Raw genomic sequence first — 17,588 nt, forward strand, 5'->3', positions numbered from 1 at the left:
CCCGGCCGGTGTCGTCCGGGCCGCCCGGAAAGGGCGACACGGGCAGCGAGGAATGGACGACGGACCGACGCCTTCCGGACACGTTCATCCCGTAACGTCACCAGCCGATGGAGACCTTGACCACCCGCGGGCGTGCCGTCCGGCTGGGCGCCACGCTGCTCGGGCTGGCGCTGCTCCTCCTCGGCACCGTGCGCGGCGTCGACGACGACTTCCCGTTCGGGCCGTTCCGGATGTACTCCACCTCCGACCCGCCGGACGCGCCCGCCCCCGACACCCGGGTCGAGGGCGTGGACCGCACCGGGGCCGTGGTGCCCCTCGGCCAGGACGCCACCGGCATCCGGCGCGCCGAGATCGAGGGTCAGCAGGACCGGTACGCCGCCGACCCGAGCCTGCTGCGCCAGGTCGCCGAGGCGTACGCCGAGCGCCACCCGGCCGCACCCGCGCTGGTCGAGGTCCGGATCGTGGTCCGCTGGTACGACATCCGGGGTGGCCGGCCGACCGGCCGCTGGACCGACCGCACCACCGTGCGCTGGGAGACCGTCCCGTGACCGGCTGGCTGACCGAGGCGGTCCCGCGCGGCCGGGTGGCCGCCTTCCGCACCCTCGTCTACCTCTTCGTCGCCGCCGACCTGGTGGTCTTCACCCCCTGGGTACGCACCCGGGTCGACGTGCCCGGCGACCTCTACCAGCCGCTGCTGATCGGCCGGCTGCTCCCGCTGCCCACACCCACCCCGGCCCTGGTCGGCGTGATCTTCTGGGTACTGCTGGCGGTTTCCCTGCTCGCCGCCACCGGCCGGGCGCCGCGGCTGCTCGGCTGGACGGTCTTCGCCCTCTACTTCGAGTGGATGATCGTGGCGATGAGCTACGGCAAGGTCGACCACGACCGGTTCGGGCTGCTCGTCGCGCTGGCCGCGCTGCCCACCGCCGGGCGGGCCCGGCACGGCGACCCGACCCGCACCGAGGCGGGCGGCTGGGCGCTGCGGGTCACCCAGATCGGGGTCATCTGCACCTACTTCCTGGCCGCCTGGGCCAAGTTCCGCTTCGGCGGCCTGGACTGGGCCACCGGCTCGGTGCTGGCCCGGGCGATCATCCGGCGGGGCACCGACCTGGCCGACGTGATCGCCCAGGTGCCGCACCTGCTGATCGTCGCCCAGTTCGGCATCCTGGCCTTCGAGCTGCTCAGCCCGGTGGTCTTCCTGCTGCGGGAGCGGTGGCGGCTGGCCGCCGTCGGCTTCTTCTACTCGTTCCACCTGGTGACCATCGCGACGATCACCATCTCGTTCGCGCCGCACCTGGTGGCGATGACGAGCTTCCTGCCCCTGGAGAAGGTCCGCCCGATCGCCTGGCTCCGCCGGCGCCGGTCACCGGCCTCCTTCGGCCAGCTCGGCGAGCATCCCCTCGCAGCTGCGGACGACGACCTGGGCGCCGCGCCGCTGGGCCAGCCGTAGCAGCGGATCCTCCGCGCGGTTCCGCCACCGCCACTGGGCCTCCGAGGCGACGTCCCAGAGCCGGTGCACCGTCGCGTCGTGCTCGACGCCGAGCCGGGCCGCCAGGCCGACCCCGTCGCCGCCGACCAGCCGCGCCGCCTCGGCCGCGAGGTCGGCGTCGAACCCGAGCCGGGTGGTCCGCAGCGCGGCGAGCAGGCGCAGCTCGCGGAACTCGTGCGCCCCGACGAGGATCTGCTCGACCCGGCCCAGCAGGTCGTCCGTACCCCGGCCGGGGTCGGCCCGCAGCAGCGCCTCGACGGCCGCCAGCGCCGAGCGCGCCTTGAGCGTCTCCCGCCGGTCGATCAGGAGGCGGGCCATCGACTCGCGCAGCTCGGTCAGGCCGCTGCGCCGGATCAGCTCGGCGGAGAGCTTCGCCCGGCTGTCGCAGCCGGTGCGGACCAGCGTGGTCGCCAGCCGGATCCCGAAGAGCCCGAGCCGGTCCAGCAGCCCCGCGCGTACCCCGGTGTCGAGCCGGACGGGCAGATCGCCGCGGAGGAACCGGTCGGCCGAGAGCAGGTGCGTCTCCAGCTCCGGACGGGGCACCCGGGCCAGCGCCGCGAGCACGGCGTAGTCGGACTCGCTGAGGATCCGGCCGGCCAGCCCGAGCAGGCCGCTGCACGGGACGACGTGCACGCTGAGCTCGTTCACCCGGGGGTCCCGGTGCTGTCGCCGGGCGAGCCGGCGGGCGGTCAGCAGGCCGTCGATCCGTCCACCGCCGGTCTCGTCCACCCGGGACAGCACCATGATCACGTGTACGGCGGCGGCCTGCCCGACCGAGCTCTCCCGGCTGGTCTCCAGCACCCGCAGGTCGCTGTCGCGCCCGTCGCGGGTCAGGTACAGCACCGCGTCGGCGTCCCGCAGCACCCGCTCCATCACCGGCGCCCGGCCCTGCTCGTCGCGGCCGGTGGCCGGGGTGTCGATGAGCGTCACCTGGCGCAGCGTCCGGGTCGGCCACTGCACCACGATGTCGCGCAGCTCGCCCGCCCGCCAGCCGACCAGGTCCACCCGCATCCCGGTCGCCGACTTGGCGATCGCCAGCTCCTGCGGCGGCTGCCCGCTCGCGTACGCGGTGGCGCTCGGCTGGGGCCCGTCCTCGTACCAGGTGAAGACGGCGCTGCCGTCCACCCCGTCGACCGGCGCGACCTCCTCGCCCATGATCGCGTTCAGCAGGGTCGACTTGCCGGACCGCCACGGGCCGGCGATCGCGATCCGCAGCGGTTGCTCCAGCCGGGCCAACTGGTGCCGCAGGTGGTCCGTGGCCCGGGGATTGTCCCGGTAGTGCTGGAGCGCCTCGTGCAGCAACCCCCAGACCGCCTCGTCCAGCCGCAGCCCGACCGTCATGGGCGGGGCTCCAGCGGCGCCGGTGCCGGCCGGCCGCCGGTCAACTGCTGGGCCTGGTCGAAGAGGCCGGCGAGCCGGGTCATCTTCAGCCGGATCTCGCGCTGCCGCTGGTCGCGGACGGCCGCGTCGGTGTCGGCGGCCTGCTTGGCGCTGCGGAACGACCGGATGATGCCCTCCTGGAGTTCCTCGGTCAGCGCCGTGAAGTGGTCCCGCAGCATCCGCTGCACCTGCCGGACGGCGTCCCGGCGGTCCTTGGTGACCCGGACGAAGAAGTCGTCGACATGGCGCTGGATCGCCGTCTTGACCACCGCCTGGCGGCGGCGGAGCAGTTGCTTGCTCTCATCGCGGATGCTCTTGCCGCCGAACAGCGCGCCGACCCCCACCGACAGCGGGTTGATCATGGGCATCCCGGCGAGCGTCGTCGCCAGCCCGACCATCAGCAGGCCGCCGTACGAACCCCGCATGCCGCTGATCAGCTTCTGGCTCGTCGTGAACCGGTCGACGGCGGGCCGCTCCAGCTCCGGCACGCCCTCGGCGGGGTCCGCGGGCGCCGTCACCGACCAGGGTGGCAGCACGTCGCCGCCGTACCGGGCGAAGGTGTCGGCCACCCGGCGGGCGGCCCAGTCGCAGCGCCGGACCAGCCACTCGTGGTTGGCCTCCGCCGCCTCCGTGAGGCTGCGCTCCAGCCACTCCTGGAAGGTGTCCCAGCTGACCAGCGGATCGGCGCTGTCGAACGCGTCGTCCACCTCCCGCAGGATCTGCCGGGTCCGGTCGCGCAGGTCGTACTCGATGTCGGAGAGCAGGTCGGCCATCTCGTCGGCGAGCGTGTTCTGCCACCTGGTGGAGCAGCGACGCAGCTCGTCGACCTCACGCTGCGCCGCGTGCAGCCGGGAGATGGGGCCGGACTGCTCCTCGACCTCCTGGCTCTCCAGCTCGGCGCGCAGCGGCGCGGCGAGCTGTTCCACCACCGTCCGGGCGATCACGCCGACCGCGGCCCGGGCCAGGCGGTCGGACTTGCCCGCGAGGTCCCGCTGCAGCCGGCCGATCAGCACGGGAAAGCCCGACTCGGCGTTCAGCTCCCGGTCGTCGCCGGCGGCGGCGCGCAGCCGCAGGGCCGCCGAGACCGGGATGACCGGCGCCGCCACGCCGGCCTCGGCGAGGTGCTGCCGATTGCGCTCGGCGACCGCGCGCCAGTCCGGCACGAGATCCGTCTTGGTCTGCACCAGCACCACGTTCGGGTGCGACCGCGCGAGGTGCAGCAGCATGGTCAGCTCACCGGCCGAGAGTTCCCGGGTGGAGTCGGAGACCAGCAGCACGGTGTCCGCCCAGGCCGGCGCGGCGGTGGGTCCGGCGGCGCCCAGCGCGGCCGCCTCCTCGGTGCCCGGGGTGTCCACCAGCACCAGCCCGGAGCCGAGCAGCGCGCGCGGCAGTCCGATCTCGACGTAGGCGGGGCCGCCGCCCGGCCGGCGGCCGAGGGTGCCGGCCACCCCGGCGGGGACCTGGTCCAGCGGCACCGGGGTCCGCTCGCCGGTCCCGGGAAGCGCCGCGGCGGACCGGCCCGGGGTGGCGGGCGGCGCCTGGACCAGGGCCGCCGACGGGACCTCCGCGTGCTGCACCACGGTGGGCAGCACGGTGGTGCGGCCGTCGCCGACCGGGCAGGCCGGTGCGTTGACGATGGCGTTGATGAGCTGGCTCTTGCCCTGCTGCGACTCGCCGACCACCAGGACGCGCAGCCGGGGGTCCAGCAGTTGCACCCGCTTCTGCCGCACCGTCTGAAGCAGGTCGCCCCGCCCGTGTGCGCCGCACGTACGGGCGATCTCGTCGAGCACGTCCAGCCAGATCCCCGCGATCACGCACCAAGTGTGCGCATTTCAGCGCAATTATCAAGAGGGTCGCGAACGCCAACCGGGACGGGAGGCCGGATCGGGCCTCCCGTCCCGGGCTGAGCACTCGGTCAGAGCAGCCCGCCCAGCAGGCCACCGTCGGTCGAGCCGTGCACGTCACCGTGGACCCCGGCGTCGCCGGTCACCCCGTCGGTGATCCCGCCGGTCAGACCACCGACCGTGCCCGTCACACCGCTGACCGTGCCGGTGACACCGGAGAGGGTGCTGTCCACCTGGTGCGTCACACCGTCCACGGTGGCCGGCACGTGCACCGGCGGGACCACGCCCGAGCCGTCGCCCAGGCCGAGCCCGCCCAGGGTCTGGTCGACGCCGAGGGAGCCGACAACGCCGTGGACCTGGCCCTGCGTGCCGCCCAGGACGCCCAGGTCGCCGCCGCCCAGCACGCCGCCGTCGTGCAGCACGTCCACGCCGGACGTGGTGCCGAGCGGGTCACCGGCCGTTCCGGCGACGTCCCCGACGACCGGGTCGACGGCGGTGTCCACCGCGCCCACCACGTCCGAGTCGAGGGTGTCCGCCACGTCGTGCACCGCGGTCAGGTCGGTGCCGAGCCCACCCGGCCCGACGCCCAGGCCGATGCCCGGGACCAGGGACGCCCCGGCGTACAGGCCGGCGGGGTCGACCGCGATGGCACCCAGCGTGCCGGCCGACACGTCCACACCGCTGTGGGAGCTGCTCACGCCGACCTGGTACGGCAACGCCTGGACCTGGCCGACCACGTCGGTGGCGTCGCTCGTCAGCGGGTCGAGCCCGAGCTGCCCGACCACCGGGGCCACCGGCGCGAGCCCGGCCGCGCCGGGGGCGTAGTCGACCACCAGCGGGACGACGTCCTGCACGTCGGCGGCGGTGACGTCGGTGAGCCCCGCGGCCTGCAGCGCGCCCTCCGGGTCGAGGTCGAAGGCCGACCGCGCGTCGGGGTCGGTGAGCAGGTTGAGCACGAAGTCGTGCAGGGTCTGGTGCGAATCCATGGGGGCTTCTCCTCGAACGTAGCGTCAGCACCGTCGTGCCGCGACAGTGACGCTAGGGCCGGGGGGCCGCCGTGGTCATCGGGGCGCGACCCGCAACCGGCCCCCGCCGATTAGGGCCCTCGCCCCCTCCTGCGTTAGGGGGACAGGGGGAGCCGGCCCGGCCGGAGTTAGGGTACCGGGTCGGTGGTGATCTCTGGTACGAACGTAGGAGCCCACGGGGTTCGCCGGGGCGGGTCCACACGGTGCCGACACCGTCCCCAGGCCACTCGCGGTGGAGGAAGAACGAATGCCGTACGTCCTGGGGTTGGACATCGGGAACACCGGCACGGCCGCCACCGTCGCGAGACGGCGGGGCGAGACCTGGGCCCGTCCCGAGGCCGTCGCGCTGGGTGGCCGGTCGGCCGTCGTACCGTCGGTGCTGCACCTGGCGCCCGACGGGTCGCTGGTGGTGGGCGAGCCGGCCACCGACGACGGCAGCCGCACCACCCGCGACTTCGTCCGCCGGGTCGGCGACGACGTGCCCCTCCTGCTCGGCGGCGAGCCGTGCCCGCCGGAGACGCTGGTCGCGGAGCTGGCGGCGTGGGCGGTCCACCGCGTGGCTGCGCACGAGGGCGCGTTCGCCGAGGCCGTCGTGCTCAGCCATCCCGCCGGGTGGGGCCCGCACCGGCGGGACCTGCTGCACCGGGCCCTGTGGGCCCTCGACCTGCGCGCGGTGACGCTGCTCCCCCGCACGGTCACGGTGGCCGAGAGCCACGCCGCGCGGGGCTTCCCGGGCACCACGGCCGCGGTCTACGCCCTCGGCGGCAACACCTTCGAGGCGGCGCTGGTCCGCCGCAACGCGCGGGGCAGGTACGAGACGTTCGGCCTCCCGCAGGGCCTGGAGTCGCTCGGCGGCACCGACTTCGACGAGGCGCTCGCCGAACACGTGCGCGCCGCGCTCGGCCCCGACGTCGCCCTGCACGGGCTGCTGGCGGAGTGCGAACGCGTCAAGCGCGAGCTGACCGTCGGCACGGAGACCGACGTCATGCTCACCCTGCCGGCTGGACCGGCGCGGGTGCCGGTGACCCGGGCGCAGTTCGAGGACCTGATCCGGCCCGCGGTACGCACCACCGTCGACCTGCTGGTGCGGACCGTGCAGTCCGCCGGGCTGACGCCGGCGCAGCTCGACGCCGTCCTCCTGGCCGGCGGCTCGGCCCGGATCCCCCTGGTCAGCGAACTGCTCGCCGCGGCGCTGCCCGTACCCGTCGAGGTGGAGCCGGACCCCCAGCTCACCGCCGCCACCGGCGCGGCGCTGGCCGCCTGCCAGGTGGTGTCCCCGCGCCCGCGCCGCCCGGTGCCGGCACCTGCCGCCGCCCCCGTCAGCGACGCCGGTCCCGCCCTCCCCGCCTGGCGGCACACCGAACCCGACCAGCCCCGGTACGGCGAGCCGCCGGCCCGCCCCCCGGTCCGGATCACCCCGCTGAACCTGCCGAAGGCGTCCCGCCTCGCGCTGGCCCGGGGCCGTGGCCGGGACCGCGAAGGATGACCGTCATGATCACGAGTACCGCCACGGACGCCCGGCTCGTGCTGGGCCCCGAGCCGACCGCCCTGCTCGGCGCGGTCGCGAGGGATCCCGGGCACCCCCTCGCCGTCGGCGTGACGGGTCCCGGCGGCCACGGGAAGAGCGTCCTGCTCCGGGAGCTGGCGCGCGCCCACCGGGACGCGGGCGGCACCGTGCGCGACGGCGCCCCGAGCCCGGACCGCCCGGTCGACCCGGAGGCCACACTGGTGGTCGACGACGCGCACCTGCTGGACGACGCGCGGCTGGAGACGCTGCGCCGGCTCGTGGTCGACCGCCGGCATCGGGTGCTGGTCGGCTACCGGCCGTGGCCCCGATCGGCCGCGCTGGCCCGGCTGGCCGACGCGCTGAAACGGGACGGGCAGCAGATCGTGCTGGGTCCGTTCACCGCCGAGCAGACGCGCGACTACCTCGGCGGCGTCCCCGACCTCGTTCCGGGCGGCGAGCTGGCGGCGTTCGTGCACGGGCAGACCGGCGGGGTCCCACGGGACGTCGAGCGGCTGGTCGGCGGCCTGCGCGGGCCGGAGCGCCCGTCCGGTCTCCCGTCCGAGCCGCCGCGTCCGGCCATCCTGGCGTTCGGCCCCGACCTGGAGGAACTGCCGCCGGACGTCCGGCGGCTGCTGCTGGCCGTCGCCGCGGGCGTGCCGCTGCCCGTGGACCTGCTCGGCCCGCTGCTCGACCGGGAGCCGGCGGCGGTGGACGACCTCGTGGCGTACACCAGGGCGGCCGGCCTGCTCGGGGCCGACGGCCGGCTCGCGCCGATCGTGCGGCGGGCGGTCGTCGCGCTGAGCCCGGCCACCGAACGCACGGCGATCTGGCGCCGCCTCACCGAGGTGCAGCTCGGTCGCGGTGGAGCGGTGCTCCCGCTGGTCCGGTCCCTGCGCGCGGCCCGCGCGCTGGCGGACTGCCCGGCCGCGGCACTGGAGGCCGCGGCCGAGGAGGCGCTGGCCGGCGAGCCCGCGCTCTCCGCCGAACTGTTCGCCGCGGCCACCGCGGCAGGCCGGCCGGCCGGTGCCCGGGAGGCCGTCGCCGCCGCCCTCGCCGGTGACCTGGAGGCCGCGCTGCGGCTGGCGAACCGCCTGCTGGCGACAGCCCCGCCGGCCGAGCGGGCGGAGGCTGCCACCGTGGCCGCGACGGCGCTGGCGCACCGGGGCCAGGTGGAGCGCAGCGTCGAGCTCTACCGGTGGTCGCGCCTCGCCCCGTCCGCCGCCTTCGCCGCCGTCGGAGCGCTCGCCCTCGGCCGCCCGGCCGCGGGCGCGGACCTGCCCGACGACCCGGCCGGCGGGCCGCCGACCCTGCACGCCAGCGCCGCGCGGCTGATGGCCGAGGGCGTACGGGAGAGTGTCAGCGCCCCGCCGACCACCGCGCTGTCCCGGCTGGTGCAGGCGACCGCGCTGCTGGAGCCGGACGGGCGCCGGGTGCTCCTGCCGGACAGCCCGGCCGCGCTCGCCGCGTTGACCGCCGTCCACTGTGCCGAGCTGGACATCGCCGAGGGCGTGCTGGACCGGGCCGTGACGACCGGAATCGGTGGGCCGCTGATGGCCCGCCGCCACCGGCTGTTGCAGGCCTGGATCCTGATGGTCCGCGGCCAGACGGCCGCCGCGGCCGACCGGCTCGCCGCGGCCACGGCCGGCGACCGGCCGCTGGAGTCGCGCGACCTGCTCCTGGCCAGCGCGCTCCAGCTCGGCATCGCCCGGCGCACCAGCGACGTCGGGGCGCTGCAACGCGGTTGGGGCCCGGCGCTGGAGGCGGTCGTCCGGCACCCGGTGGACCTGTTCACGCTGCTGCCGCTGGGCGAGCTGGCGGTCGCCGGTGCCCGGCTGGGCGACCTGGCCCGCCTGAAGCCCTACCTGCGGGAGGCCTGGTCGCTGCTGGACCGGCTGGGCGGCCCGGCACTGTGGAGCGCACCGCTGCACTGGACCGGCCTGCACGCCGCGATCCTCACCGAGGAGCCGGCCGTCGCCGACGCGCACGTCGCCGCCCTGCTCGCCGCCGCCGACCACAGCCGGTACGCCGCGGTGGCCGCCGCGGCCGCCGCGAGCTGGGTCGAGGTGCTGCGCGGCGTCGTGGACCCGGTCCGGGTGGAGGCCGCCGCCCGCGGGCTGCACGACGCCGGCCTGTGCTGGGACGCCGCCCGCCTGGCCGGGCAGGCCGCGATCCGCACCTCGGACCGGCGTGCCATGACCACCCTGCTGGAGTGCGCCCGGGTGCTCCAGGCCCGGCCGGCCCCCCGCACGGGCGCAGCGGACGACGGCTCGGCGCCGGTGGCCGACACCGGCACCGGCCCCACCCGGTACCGGCTCAGCGACCGCGAGCACGAGGTGGCCGAGCTGGTGCTGGCCGGTCTGACCTACCGGGAGATCGGCGACCGGCTCTTCATCTCGGCGAAGACGGTCGAGCACCACGTGGCCCGGATGCGGTCGCGGCTGAACTGCGCCAACCGGGCGGAGCTGCTGGCCCTGCTGCGCACCGTCGTGGCCGACCGGTCCAGCGTGGCCGGCCGGCGACCCTGGCCGGAACGGGACCCGCGGTGAACCGGGCGGCGGGGCGGGCCGGTGACCCCGGCCTGCGGCTGAGGCTCGGCGCGCTGGCCGCCGTGCTGCTGACCCTCTGGGCGTACGCGGCGGTGCTGACCGCCCGGGACGCGGCCGGCCTGGTCCGGATCCGGGCCCTGGCGGACACCCTCGGCCAGCCCACCGATCTGCTGATCCTCACCCTCCAGTCGGAACGCCGGCTGACCGCCGAGACGCTCGCCGGTGCCGGGCGCACGCGGGACGCACTGGCGGAGGCGCGCGACCGGACGGACGGCGCGGTCGCCCCCGTGCGCGCGTTCACCGAGGGCCACGATCCGCGGCTGCTCACGGCGGGCGCGGTGCGGGGCCGCGCCGACGAGCTGGTCCGGCAGCTGGCCGGGCTGGCCACCCTCCGGTCCGAGGTGGACGGCGGGCGGCTCGACCGGCCCGGCGCGGTGGCGGCGTACGACCGGCTGATCGACACCGCCTTCGCGGTGTACGGCCCGGAGTGGGGCGGGCGCGAGGACGAACTCTCCGCCGAGACCCGGGCGGTCGTCGCGCTGGCCCGCGCCCGCGAGCTGCTCGCCCGCGAGGACACCCTGATGAGCGCGGCCCTGGCCGGCGGTGGGCTGGGCGACGACGACCGGCGCCGCCTGGTCGAGCTGGTGGCCATCCAGCGGTACGCCCGCACGTCGGCCGTCGCGGCGCTGCCGCCCGAGGGACGCGACCGGCACCAGCGGCTGGTGGAGAGCCCCCGGTTCGCCGGCCTGCTGCGGATCGAGGACCGGCTGCTGCGGACGGCGGGCGCCGACGGCACGGCCGGAATGGGTCCGCAGGGCTGGCGGGAGGCGGTCGACCCGGCCCTGAGCGGGCTGCGGGACCTGGTGACCAGCACGGCACGCGGCAGCGTCGAACGGGCCGCCCCGGGCGCCGCGCTGGTGGTCACGCGGACCGGCGTGGTGGTGGGGCTCGGGCTCATCGCCGTGCTCGTCGTGCTGGTCGGCTGGGCCCGCGCCGTCCGCCGCCGGGCCGGCGACGACCCGGCTTCCCCACCGGCCGCGACCGACGAGCTGTTCCTGCGGCTGACCCGGCGTAACCAGGCCCTCCTGCACGAGCAGCTCACCCTGCTGGGCGCCATGGAGCGGCGCGAGCGGACGGCGGAGGAGACGGCCGACCTGTTCCGGCTCGACCACCTCGCCACCCGGGTGCGGCGCAACGTGGAGAAGCTGGTGATCCTCGCCGGTGGGGTGCCGGCCCGCCGCTGGCGGCGGCCGGTGCCGCTGCTCGACGTGGTCCGCGGCGCGGTCGCCGAGGTTCCCGACTATCACCGGGTGCTGATCGCTCCGCACTGGCCGTGGACGCTCGCCGGATCCGGCGTCACCGACGTCGTCCACCTGCTGGCCGAGCTGATCGAGAACGGATTGGCCTGCGCCCCGGAGCACACGACGGTGCGGATCGCCGGTGAGCCGGGGCCGCAGGGCTGTGCCGTGGTGATCCTCGACGACGGGCCGGGTCTGGACACCGCGGCGCTGGCCGACGCGAACGAACTCCTGGACCGGCCGCCCCCGGGCGGCCCGCCCACCGGCCGCGCCGGGTTGCACGCCGCCGGCCTGCTCGCCGCCCGGTGCGGCGCCCGGGTCTCGCTGCGTCCCGGCCCGCGCGGCGGGACCGCCGCCGTCGTCCTGCTCCCGCCCGGTCTGGTCACCCCGGCCACACCCTCCGGCGGTGGTGTGCCGCCCGCGCATCCGCCGGCCTCGGCGGTCGACGGGGGCGGGCTGCCCACCCGGATCCGCCCGCCTGGGGCGGTTCCGCCCGCACCCACCATCCCCGACACCCTCGCGACAACGCTCCGCAACAGCGGGAGAGGACCTGTATGACACATTCAGCGGTCGCCACCGACAGCCTGACCGCCGCCCTCGACGGCCTTGTCGACCGGGTCCCCGGGGCCGAGGTGGCCGTGGTCCTCTCCCCCGACGGCCTGCTGCTCGGCCGGTCCCGGCACGTGGCGGACCAGCTCGCGGAGCATCTCGCCAGCCTGGTCAGCGGGCTGTACGCGCTGGGTCAGGCCGCCGGCCGGGTGTGCCTCGCCGGTGGGCTGCGGCAGGTCGTCGTGCAGATGTCGCGCTCGTTCGTGTTCGTCGCCACCACCCGGGGCGGGGCGATCCTCACCGTCCGGATGGGCGGCGACGCCGACGTCGGCGACATGGCGTACGAGGTGGCGCTGTTCGCGGCACAGGCCGAGCGGGCCCTGCCCGTCTACCTGGAAGCCCGGACGGTCATGGGCGGGACCAGCGGTGCGCACCACTGGAGACCGTGACGAGGCGTGGTACGACGAGGACGCCGGGCCGGTGGCCCGGCCGTACACGGTGACGCGCGGCCGCCTCACGTCCAAGCACGGCCAGCTCGACCTGATCTCCCTCGTGGTGACCCGGCGGGCGGTGCCTCCCTCCGCGCGGTTGTTTCCCGAGCAGGCGCGGATCGTCGAGCGGTGCCGGCGTCCACTGTCGGTGGCGGAGGTCGCCGCGGACCTGGAGCTGCCGTTGGGTACCGTCCGGGTACTGCTCGGCGATCTGCTGGAGGCGGGGCTGATCGAGACGCACGAGCCGCCGTCACTGTCCGGGGCGCCGTCCAGGGAACTGCTCGAGGCGCTGCTCGACGGTCTCCGCACGCTCTGAGGGGCGGCGGGAACCGCGGACTCCGGCCCGACGGACGACTCGAAGGGGGAAAGGCCCAGTGCCGGCACCACCGTCCCCGCCACGGCGGACCCTGCCGATCATCCTGCTGGACGGGCTCGTCGCCGCGGCCGGCGCCGTGCGCCGCGCGGTCGTCGGCCGGCGGGACGGCTCGCGACTCGCCTACGTGGCCATCGTCGCCGCGCTGGGCGTGCTGCTGGCGACGGCGTACTCGATCGTCACGGTGCTGCGCACGCCGGAGCGGTTGACACCGGTCGCCGTCGGGCCCGGCGGGGGCGTGCCGGCGACCGAGCCGGTCGTGACCGGGACGCCGGAGGACCGGCCGGCGCCGACCGTGGCCGGCCCCCGGATGTCCGCACCGCCCGTGACCACGGCCGCGCCCGCGGCCCCCGCGCCGCCGGCCACGCTCCCCTCGACCGGGGCGGCGCCGGCGACCACCTCCCCGGCGCCGCCGCGACCCGTCCCGCTGGGAGCCGCGTTCGCCGTCGAGGAGAACGCCCTGCTGAGCTACGGCGCCGCGGTGACGATCGACAACCCGGGTCCGGCGTCCGCGCGGACGTGGACCCTGGTCATCGTGCTGCCCCGCGAGTCGCTCCGGGTCACCTCGGTCACCGGGGCGCGGGCCACCCGGGACGGCGCGACGTGGACCTTCGTGCCGGAGGAGGACGGCGGCGGGGTGCCCGGCCACGGCACGGTCCGGGTCACCTTCCGGGTGAACGGCTCGGCGCTCAGCGCCACGCCCACGGCGTGCACCATCGACGGCGCGGCCTGCACGGGCGTGCCGGCCTGACCGTCGGGTCAGGCGTCAGTCGCGCCCGGCGGACGGCACCGCGCAGGCCGCCGTGCCGCCGGGCAGGCGGTGGCGGTTGCGGGCCACCCAGCGGTACGCCGGCCAGGCCGCGGCGCGTACCGGGGGGAAGCGGAGACCGGCCCCGGCGACGCGCCAGAGCGCGTTGCTGTCGCCGAGCAGCCGGGCGATGGCGTCCGGGCCCGCGGCGCGTACGCCGTCCGCGCCGACCCACTGCACCGCCTCCTCGCACTCGGCGGCGGTGAGGCCGAGCGCGTCGAGGTCGGCGAACTGCCAGGGCAGCACGCGGGCCCCGGTCGGGATCCAGCGCTCGATGACCCGCGCGCACTGCGTGCAGAACGCGCAGTCGCCGTCGTAGACGAAGGTCGACGTCTCCATACCACCATCCTGCACCCCGCCCACCCCGCTCCGGTGCGCGGTGTCCGGCGGGTCACTTGCGCTTCTTTCGTACGCATGTTCGAATGAAGCACATGCGCTGGGACAACCTCTCCGCTCCCCCGGACGAGGGGACTCCCGACGGGGCAGCGCCAGCGGCTCCACCCCTGCCGCTGGCGCTCCCCGGCGCCATCGCGCGCACGTTCGACACCCCCGGCTTCGCCGGCATGACTTTCTACGAGGTGCGGGCCAAGTCGATCATCAATCGGGTGCCGGGCCAGTCCCGCGTCCCGTTCGAGTGGACGATCAACCCCTACCGGGGCTGCAGCCACGCGTGTGTGTACTGCCTCGCGGGTGACACGCCGATCCTCATGGCCGACGGCCGCACGAAGCCGATCAGCGAGTTGGAGGTCGGCGACCGGATCTACGGCACCGAGCGGCGGGGCGCCTACCGGCACTACGTGGTCACCACCGTGCGCGACAAGTGGTCGACGGTGAAGCGGGCCTACCGGGTGACCCTGGAGGACGGCACCACGCTGGTCGCCAGCGGCGACCACCGGTTCCTCACCGAGCGCGGCTGGAAGCACGTCACCGGCAGCATGCGGGGTGGCGGGCGGCGGCCCTACCTGACGACCCGCAACCGCCTGCTCGGAACGGGCGGGTTCGCCACCGCTCCGAAGCGCTCGGCCGACTACCGGCGGGGCTACCTCTGCGCGGTCGTGCGCGACGCCGACCACCCGGGCAGCCGCTTCCGGCTGGCCACCGCCGACGAGGAGGCGCTGGAGCGCGCGGAGCGGTTCCTCGCCGACGCCGGGATCGGCACGGAACGGATGCCCGGCCAGCCGGTCCGGGCCGGCCGCCGGTCGACGACCGCGATCCGCACGTCCCGGCCCGGTGACGCCGAGGCGGTCGCCGAACTGATCCGCCCGGCCGACGAGCCCACGGACGACTGGTGGCTGGGCCTCCTCGCCGGCACCTTCGACGCCGTCGGCAGTTGCCGGCAGGGCGTGTTCCGGATCAGCGTCGCCGACGACGAGAGCCTGCGGCGGATGGGCGCCGCCCTGGAGCGGTTCGACTTCCGGTGGGCGCTCGACGACCCGGGCAACCTCAACCACGCCCGCCAGGTCCGGCTGACCGGCGGCCTGCCGGAGCGGCTGCGCTTCTTCCACCTGACCGACCCGGCGGTCACCCGCAAGCGCTCGATCGAGGGCACGGCCCTCAAGTGCCGGGCCCGGCTGCGGGTGGCGAGCATCGAGGATCTCGGGCTGGAGCTTCCGCTGTGGGACATCACCACCGGCACCGGCGACTTCATCGCCAACGGGGTGGTCAGCCACAACTGCTTCGCCCGCAACACGCACACCTACCTCGACCTCGACGCCGGCGCCGACTTCGACCGGCGGGTGATCGTCAAGGTCAACGCCGGTGAGCTGGTGCGGCGTGAGCTGGCCGCCCCGAAGTGGCGCGGCGCGCACATCGCCATGGGCACCAACGTGGACTGCTACCAGCGGGCCGAGGGGCGCTACGCGCTCATGCCCCAGATCCTCGCGGCGCTGCGCGACTTCGCCAACCCGTTCTCCATCCTGACCAAGGGCACGCTGCTGCTGCGGGACCTGCCGCTGCTGCGCCAGGCCGCCGAGGTGACCCGGGTCGGGCTGTCCTACTCGGTGGGGTTCGTCGACGAGGCGCTGTGGCGGGCGGTCGAGCCGGGCACACCGAGCCCGCGTCGCCGCCTCGACGCCGTCCGCCGGCTCACCGACGCCGGGTTCTCCGTCGGGGTGCTGATGGCGCCGATCCTGCCGGGGCTCAGCGACGACGACGAGTCGATCGACGCCACGGTGGCCGCGATCGCCGCGTCCGGGGCCACCAGCGTCACCCCGCTGCCGCTGCACCTGCGCCCCGGCGCCCGCGAGTGGTACGCGCGCTGGCTGGCCCGGGAGTACCCGCACCTGGTCCCCCGCTACCGCCAGCTCTACCAGGCCGGGTCCTACGCGCCGCAGGCGTACCAGCGGGAGGTGACCGCACGGGTGCGGATGGCGGCCCGCCGGCACGGGCTGCACCGGGGCGAGGCCGGCGACAACCGTCCGGTGCCCGAGGCGCCCCCCGCTCCGGCGGCCGAGCAGCTCTCCCTGCTGTGACCGGGAGCCGGGCCGTGCGCCGCGGGCCGGGCTAGGCTCGGGGAATGCGTTCCGCCCAGCAGATCCTCGCCGATTCCGCCGTGATCGCCGTCGTGGGCGCGTCCCGCGACCCGGGCAAGGCCGCGCACCGCGTGCCGCTGGAGATGCAGCGGCACGGCTGGCGGATCATCCCGGTGAACCCGACCGTGGACGAGCTGTTCGGCGAGAAGGCGTACCCGTCGCTGGCCGACATCCCGCACCCGGTCGACCTGGTCGACGTGTTCCGCCCGGCCCGGGACGCCGTCGAGGTGGTCCGGCAGGCGGTGGCGATCGGCGCGCCGGCCGTCTGGTTGCAGCTCGGGATCTTCTCGGCCGAGGCGCGGCAGATCGCCGAGGAGGCGGGTATCGACTACGTCGAGGACCGCTGCCTCATCATCGAACGGGCGGCCGGAGGCCTGACCCGCCTCGGCTAGCCCCGAGACATCAGGCGCCGGGGCCGAAGAGCAGGTCGAGCTGGGTGTCGAGGGCGGCCAGTGCGGTCGCCGGCGGGTAGTGCCCGCCCAGCAGGTAGATGCCGAGCCCCTCCATCACGGCCAGCAACCCGACCGCGGCCCGCTCCGGATCGACCCGCTCGCCCGCCCCGGCGCGGATCAGACCGGCGACGAAGCCCAGCAGGGCGGCCGTCTCGTCGTGCAGCGCGGCGGCGACGGCAGGGCGTACGGCCGTGTAGGCCAGGAACGCCAGCGCGACCCGGCCGTCGGCACGGCGTTCCTCGTCGAGGGGCAGCAGTTCGGCCAGCATGGTGCGCAGCAGCGTGCGCGGTGCCGGCGTCGCGCCGAGTGCCGCGACGGCCCGGGTCACCCGGGCCTCGTTGCGTTCGCGGACCACGGCGAGCGCGAAGGTCATCATCTCGTCGCGGGTGCGGAAGTAGTGCTGCACCATTCCGGCGCTGACCCCGGCCGCGGCGGCCACGTGCCGGAGGCTGACCGCCTCCAGGCCCTGCTCGGCCGCGACCCGCATGAGCGCGTCCGCGATCAGCGCCCGGCGTTCCCGGTGGTCGACCCGCTTCGGCATCCCCCCATGCTTTCACAATACGACTGCATTGACACCTCCCCGGCCAGCGTTTACATTGCAACTGCAATGCAAAGGGAGGGTGGGCGGGACATGGCACAGATCGACGTGGTCCGGCTGGCCCGCCGTGCGGTCGTCTACGAGTGGGGCATGTGGCGCAGCCTCGCCCGGTGGGTCCTGCGGCGGCCCTACCCGGTGGCGCCCGGCGCGGAGACGTTCCGCTACGTCGGCGTGGTGCAGCCGATCCTCGGCGTGTTCATCGTGCTGTCGGTCATCGAGATCCCGGTGCTCGACCTGATCCTCCGGCACACCGTGGGCTGGCCGACGGTCCGGCACGTCTTCATCGGGCTCGGCGTCTGGGGCGTGCTCTGGATGATCGGGCTGTTCGCCAGCCTCCGGCTCCACCCGCACGTGGTCGACGACGCCGGCCTGCGCATCCGCAACGGCGTCTCGCTCGACGTGCGGATCCCGTGGTCCGCCGTCGCCCGGGTCGAGGCGCGCTACCGGTCGCTGCCGTCCAGCCGCGCCGTGCAGTACGACCCGGACGACCCGACGGTGCTCAACCTCGGCGTCGGCAGCCAGACCGCGGTCGACGTGGTGCTGCGGGAACCACTGTCGGTGCGCCTGCCCAAGGGACCGAGCGAGCCGGTCCGGGAGATCCGCCTGTACGCCGACGACCCGAAGGCCCTGGTGACCCGCGCCCGCCGGCACCTGTCCACCCCGGACCCCACCCGGCCCCGTTGATCAAGAAGTTTGCGTC

The 17,588-nt window shown here is 75.8% G+C and carries 16 protein-coding genes; 11 read left to right on the forward strand and 5 right to left on the reverse strand.

Features of this window, described 5'->3' with window-relative positions; translation table 11 throughout:
• Positions 1-107: 107 nt before the first annotated feature.
• On the forward strand, positions 108-548 hold the full coding sequence (locus GA0070214_RS07600) for a hypothetical protein (protein WP_091260737.1): 441 nt from the start codon (positions 108-110) through the stop codon (positions 546-548).
• Entirely contained in the window at positions 545-1,447 is a 903-nt protein-coding gene (locus GA0070214_RS07605) for an HTTM domain-containing protein (protein ID WP_139141769.1), read from the forward strand. The genes GA0070214_RS07600 and GA0070214_RS07605 overlap by 4 nt, the downstream gene beginning before the upstream one ends.
• On the opposite strand, the gene GA0070214_RS07610 is transcribed toward GA0070214_RS07605, so the two are convergent.
• The 3 genes from GA0070214_RS07610 to GA0070214_RS07620 form a co-directional block, all read right to left on the reverse strand.
• Positions 1,361-2,827, reverse strand: coding sequence for a dynamin family protein (locus tag GA0070214_RS07610; protein WP_208602677.1), 1,467 nt, complete (start codon positions 2,825-2,827; stop codon positions 1,361-1,363). The two genes, GA0070214_RS07605 and GA0070214_RS07610, sit on opposite strands and share 87 nt — an antisense overlap.
• A complete protein-coding gene (locus GA0070214_RS07615) occupies positions 2,824-4,680 on the reverse strand; it encodes a dynamin family protein (RefSeq protein WP_244167592.1) in 1,857 nt (618 codons plus the stop codon). The genes GA0070214_RS07610 and GA0070214_RS07615 overlap by 4 nt, the downstream gene beginning before the upstream one ends.
• Before the next feature lie 101 nt (positions 4,681-4,781).
• Complete coding sequence (locus tag GA0070214_RS07620) at positions 4,782-5,696, reverse strand: IniB N-terminal domain-containing protein (protein WP_091260738.1); 915 nt, start codon at positions 5,694-5,696, stop codon at positions 4,782-4,784.
• Between the two features lie 286 nt (positions 5,697-5,982).
• Here GA0070214_RS07620 and GA0070214_RS07625 point away from each other — a divergent pair, with 286 nt between their 5' ends.
• From GA0070214_RS07625 to GA0070214_RS07650, 6 genes are read left to right on the forward strand one after another with little or no spacing between them, the layout of a single operon-like run.
• Positions 5,983-7,221, forward strand: a complete 1,239-nt coding sequence (locus tag GA0070214_RS07625) for an Hsp70 family protein (RefSeq protein ID WP_091260740.1) — start codon at positions 5,983-5,985, stop codon at positions 7,219-7,221.
• A gap of 5 nt (positions 7,222-7,226) precedes the next feature.
• On the forward strand, positions 7,227-9,788 hold the full coding sequence (locus tag GA0070214_RS07630) for a helix-turn-helix transcriptional regulator (protein ID WP_091260742.1): 2,562 nt from the start codon (positions 7,227-7,229) through the stop codon (positions 9,786-9,788).
• Positions 9,785-11,644, forward strand: a complete 1,860-nt coding sequence (locus GA0070214_RS07635) for a sensor histidine kinase (RefSeq protein ID WP_167364210.1) — start codon at positions 9,785-9,787, stop codon at positions 11,642-11,644. The genes GA0070214_RS07630 and GA0070214_RS07635 overlap by 4 nt, the downstream gene beginning before the upstream one ends.
• Positions 11,641-12,084, forward strand: coding sequence for a roadblock/LC7 domain-containing protein (locus tag GA0070214_RS07640; RefSeq protein WP_091260746.1), 444 nt, complete (start codon positions 11,641-11,643; stop codon positions 12,082-12,084). The genes GA0070214_RS07635 and GA0070214_RS07640 overlap by 4 nt, the downstream gene beginning before the upstream one ends.
• Positions 12,062-12,442 carry a DUF742 domain-containing protein gene (locus GA0070214_RS07645; protein WP_091260748.1) on the forward strand — a complete coding sequence of 127 codons (381 nt, stop codon included), beginning with the start codon at positions 12,062-12,064 and terminating at the stop codon, positions 12,440-12,442. The genes GA0070214_RS07640 and GA0070214_RS07645 overlap by 23 nt, the downstream gene beginning before the upstream one ends.
• 58 nt (positions 12,443-12,500) lie before the next feature.
• Positions 12,501-13,250 carry a cellulose binding domain-containing protein gene (locus GA0070214_RS07650; RefSeq protein WP_091260750.1) on the forward strand — a complete coding sequence of 250 codons (750 nt, stop codon included), beginning with the start codon at positions 12,501-12,503 and terminating at the stop codon, positions 13,248-13,250.
• 15 nt (positions 13,251-13,265) lie between these two features.
• Here the strand turns inward: GA0070214_RS07650 and GA0070214_RS07655 are convergent, their stop codons facing one another.
• A complete protein-coding gene (locus GA0070214_RS07655; protein ID WP_091260752.1) occupies positions 13,266-13,646 on the reverse strand; it encodes a thiol-disulfide oxidoreductase DCC family protein in 381 nt (126 codons plus the stop codon).
• Positions 13,647-13,738: 92 nt separating this feature from the next.
• Between GA0070214_RS07655 and GA0070214_RS07660 the strand changes: the two genes are divergently transcribed.
• Positions 13,739-15,778, forward strand: a complete 2,040-nt coding sequence (locus tag GA0070214_RS07660; protein ID WP_091261452.1) for an intein-containing Rv2578c family radical SAM protein — start codon at positions 13,739-13,741, stop codon at positions 15,776-15,778.
• Positions 15,779-15,822: 44 nt separating this feature from the next.
• A complete protein-coding gene (locus tag GA0070214_RS07665; protein ID WP_091260754.1) occupies positions 15,823-16,230 on the forward strand; it encodes a CoA-binding protein in 408 nt (135 codons plus the stop codon).
• Between the two features lie 10 nt (positions 16,231-16,240).
• On the opposite strand, the gene GA0070214_RS07670 is transcribed toward GA0070214_RS07665, so the two are convergent.
• Complete coding sequence (locus GA0070214_RS07670; RefSeq protein WP_091260756.1) at positions 16,241-16,831, reverse strand: TetR/AcrR family transcriptional regulator; 591 nt, start codon at positions 16,829-16,831, stop codon at positions 16,241-16,243.
• A 90-nt stretch (positions 16,832-16,921) separates the two neighbouring features.
• Here GA0070214_RS07670 and GA0070214_RS07675 point away from each other — a divergent pair, with 90 nt between their 5' ends.
• Complete coding sequence (locus GA0070214_RS07675) at positions 16,922-17,572, forward strand: PH domain-containing protein (protein WP_091260758.1); 651 nt, start codon at positions 16,922-16,924, stop codon at positions 17,570-17,572.
• Positions 17,573-17,588: the final 16 nt, after the last annotated feature.

The sequence above is a fragment of the Micromonospora chaiyaphumensis genome, from assembly GCF_900091435.1.
GTDB lineage: Bacteria > Actinomycetota > Actinomycetes > Mycobacteriales > Micromonosporaceae > Micromonospora > Micromonospora chaiyaphumensis.

Excerpts from the sequence above, each read along its gene's own strand:
- GA0070214_RS07600 (WP_091260737.1), top strand. The coding sequence starts at position 108 with ATGGAGACCTTGACCACCCGCGGGCGTGCCGTCCGGCTGGGCGCCACG.
- GA0070214_RS07610 (WP_208602677.1), bottom strand. The coding sequence starts at position 2,827 with ATGACGGTCGGGCTGCGGCTGGACGAGGCGGTCTGGGGGTTGCTGCAC.
- GA0070214_RS07620 (WP_091260738.1), bottom strand. The coding sequence starts at position 5,696 with ATGGATTCGCACCAGACCCTGCACGACTTCGTGCTCAACCTGCTCACC.
- GA0070214_RS07625 (WP_091260740.1), top strand. The coding sequence starts at position 5,983 with ATGCCGTACGTCCTGGGGTTGGACATCGGGAACACCGGCACGGCCGCC.
- GA0070214_RS07630 (WP_091260742.1), top strand. The coding sequence starts at position 7,227 with ATGATCACGAGTACCGCCACGGACGCCCGGCTCGTGCTGGGCCCCGAG.
- GA0070214_RS07640 (WP_091260746.1), top strand. The coding sequence starts at position 11,641 with ATGACACATTCAGCGGTCGCCACCGACAGCCTGACCGCCGCCCTCGAC.
- GA0070214_RS07655 (WP_091260752.1), bottom strand. The coding sequence starts at position 13,646 with ATGGAGACGTCGACCTTCGTCTACGACGGCGACTGCGCGTTCTGCACG.
- GA0070214_RS07660 (WP_091261452.1), top strand. The coding sequence starts at position 13,739 with ATGCGCTGGGACAACCTCTCCGCTCCCCCGGACGAGGGGACTCCCGAC.
- GA0070214_RS07665 (WP_091260754.1), top strand. The coding sequence starts at position 15,823 with ATGCGTTCCGCCCAGCAGATCCTCGCCGATTCCGCCGTGATCGCCGTC.
- GA0070214_RS07670 (WP_091260756.1), bottom strand. The coding sequence starts at position 16,831 with ATGCCGAAGCGGGTCGACCACCGGGAACGCCGGGCGCTGATCGCGGAC.
- GA0070214_RS07675 (WP_091260758.1), top strand. The coding sequence starts at position 16,922 with ATGGCACAGATCGACGTGGTCCGGCTGGCCCGCCGTGCGGTCGTCTAC.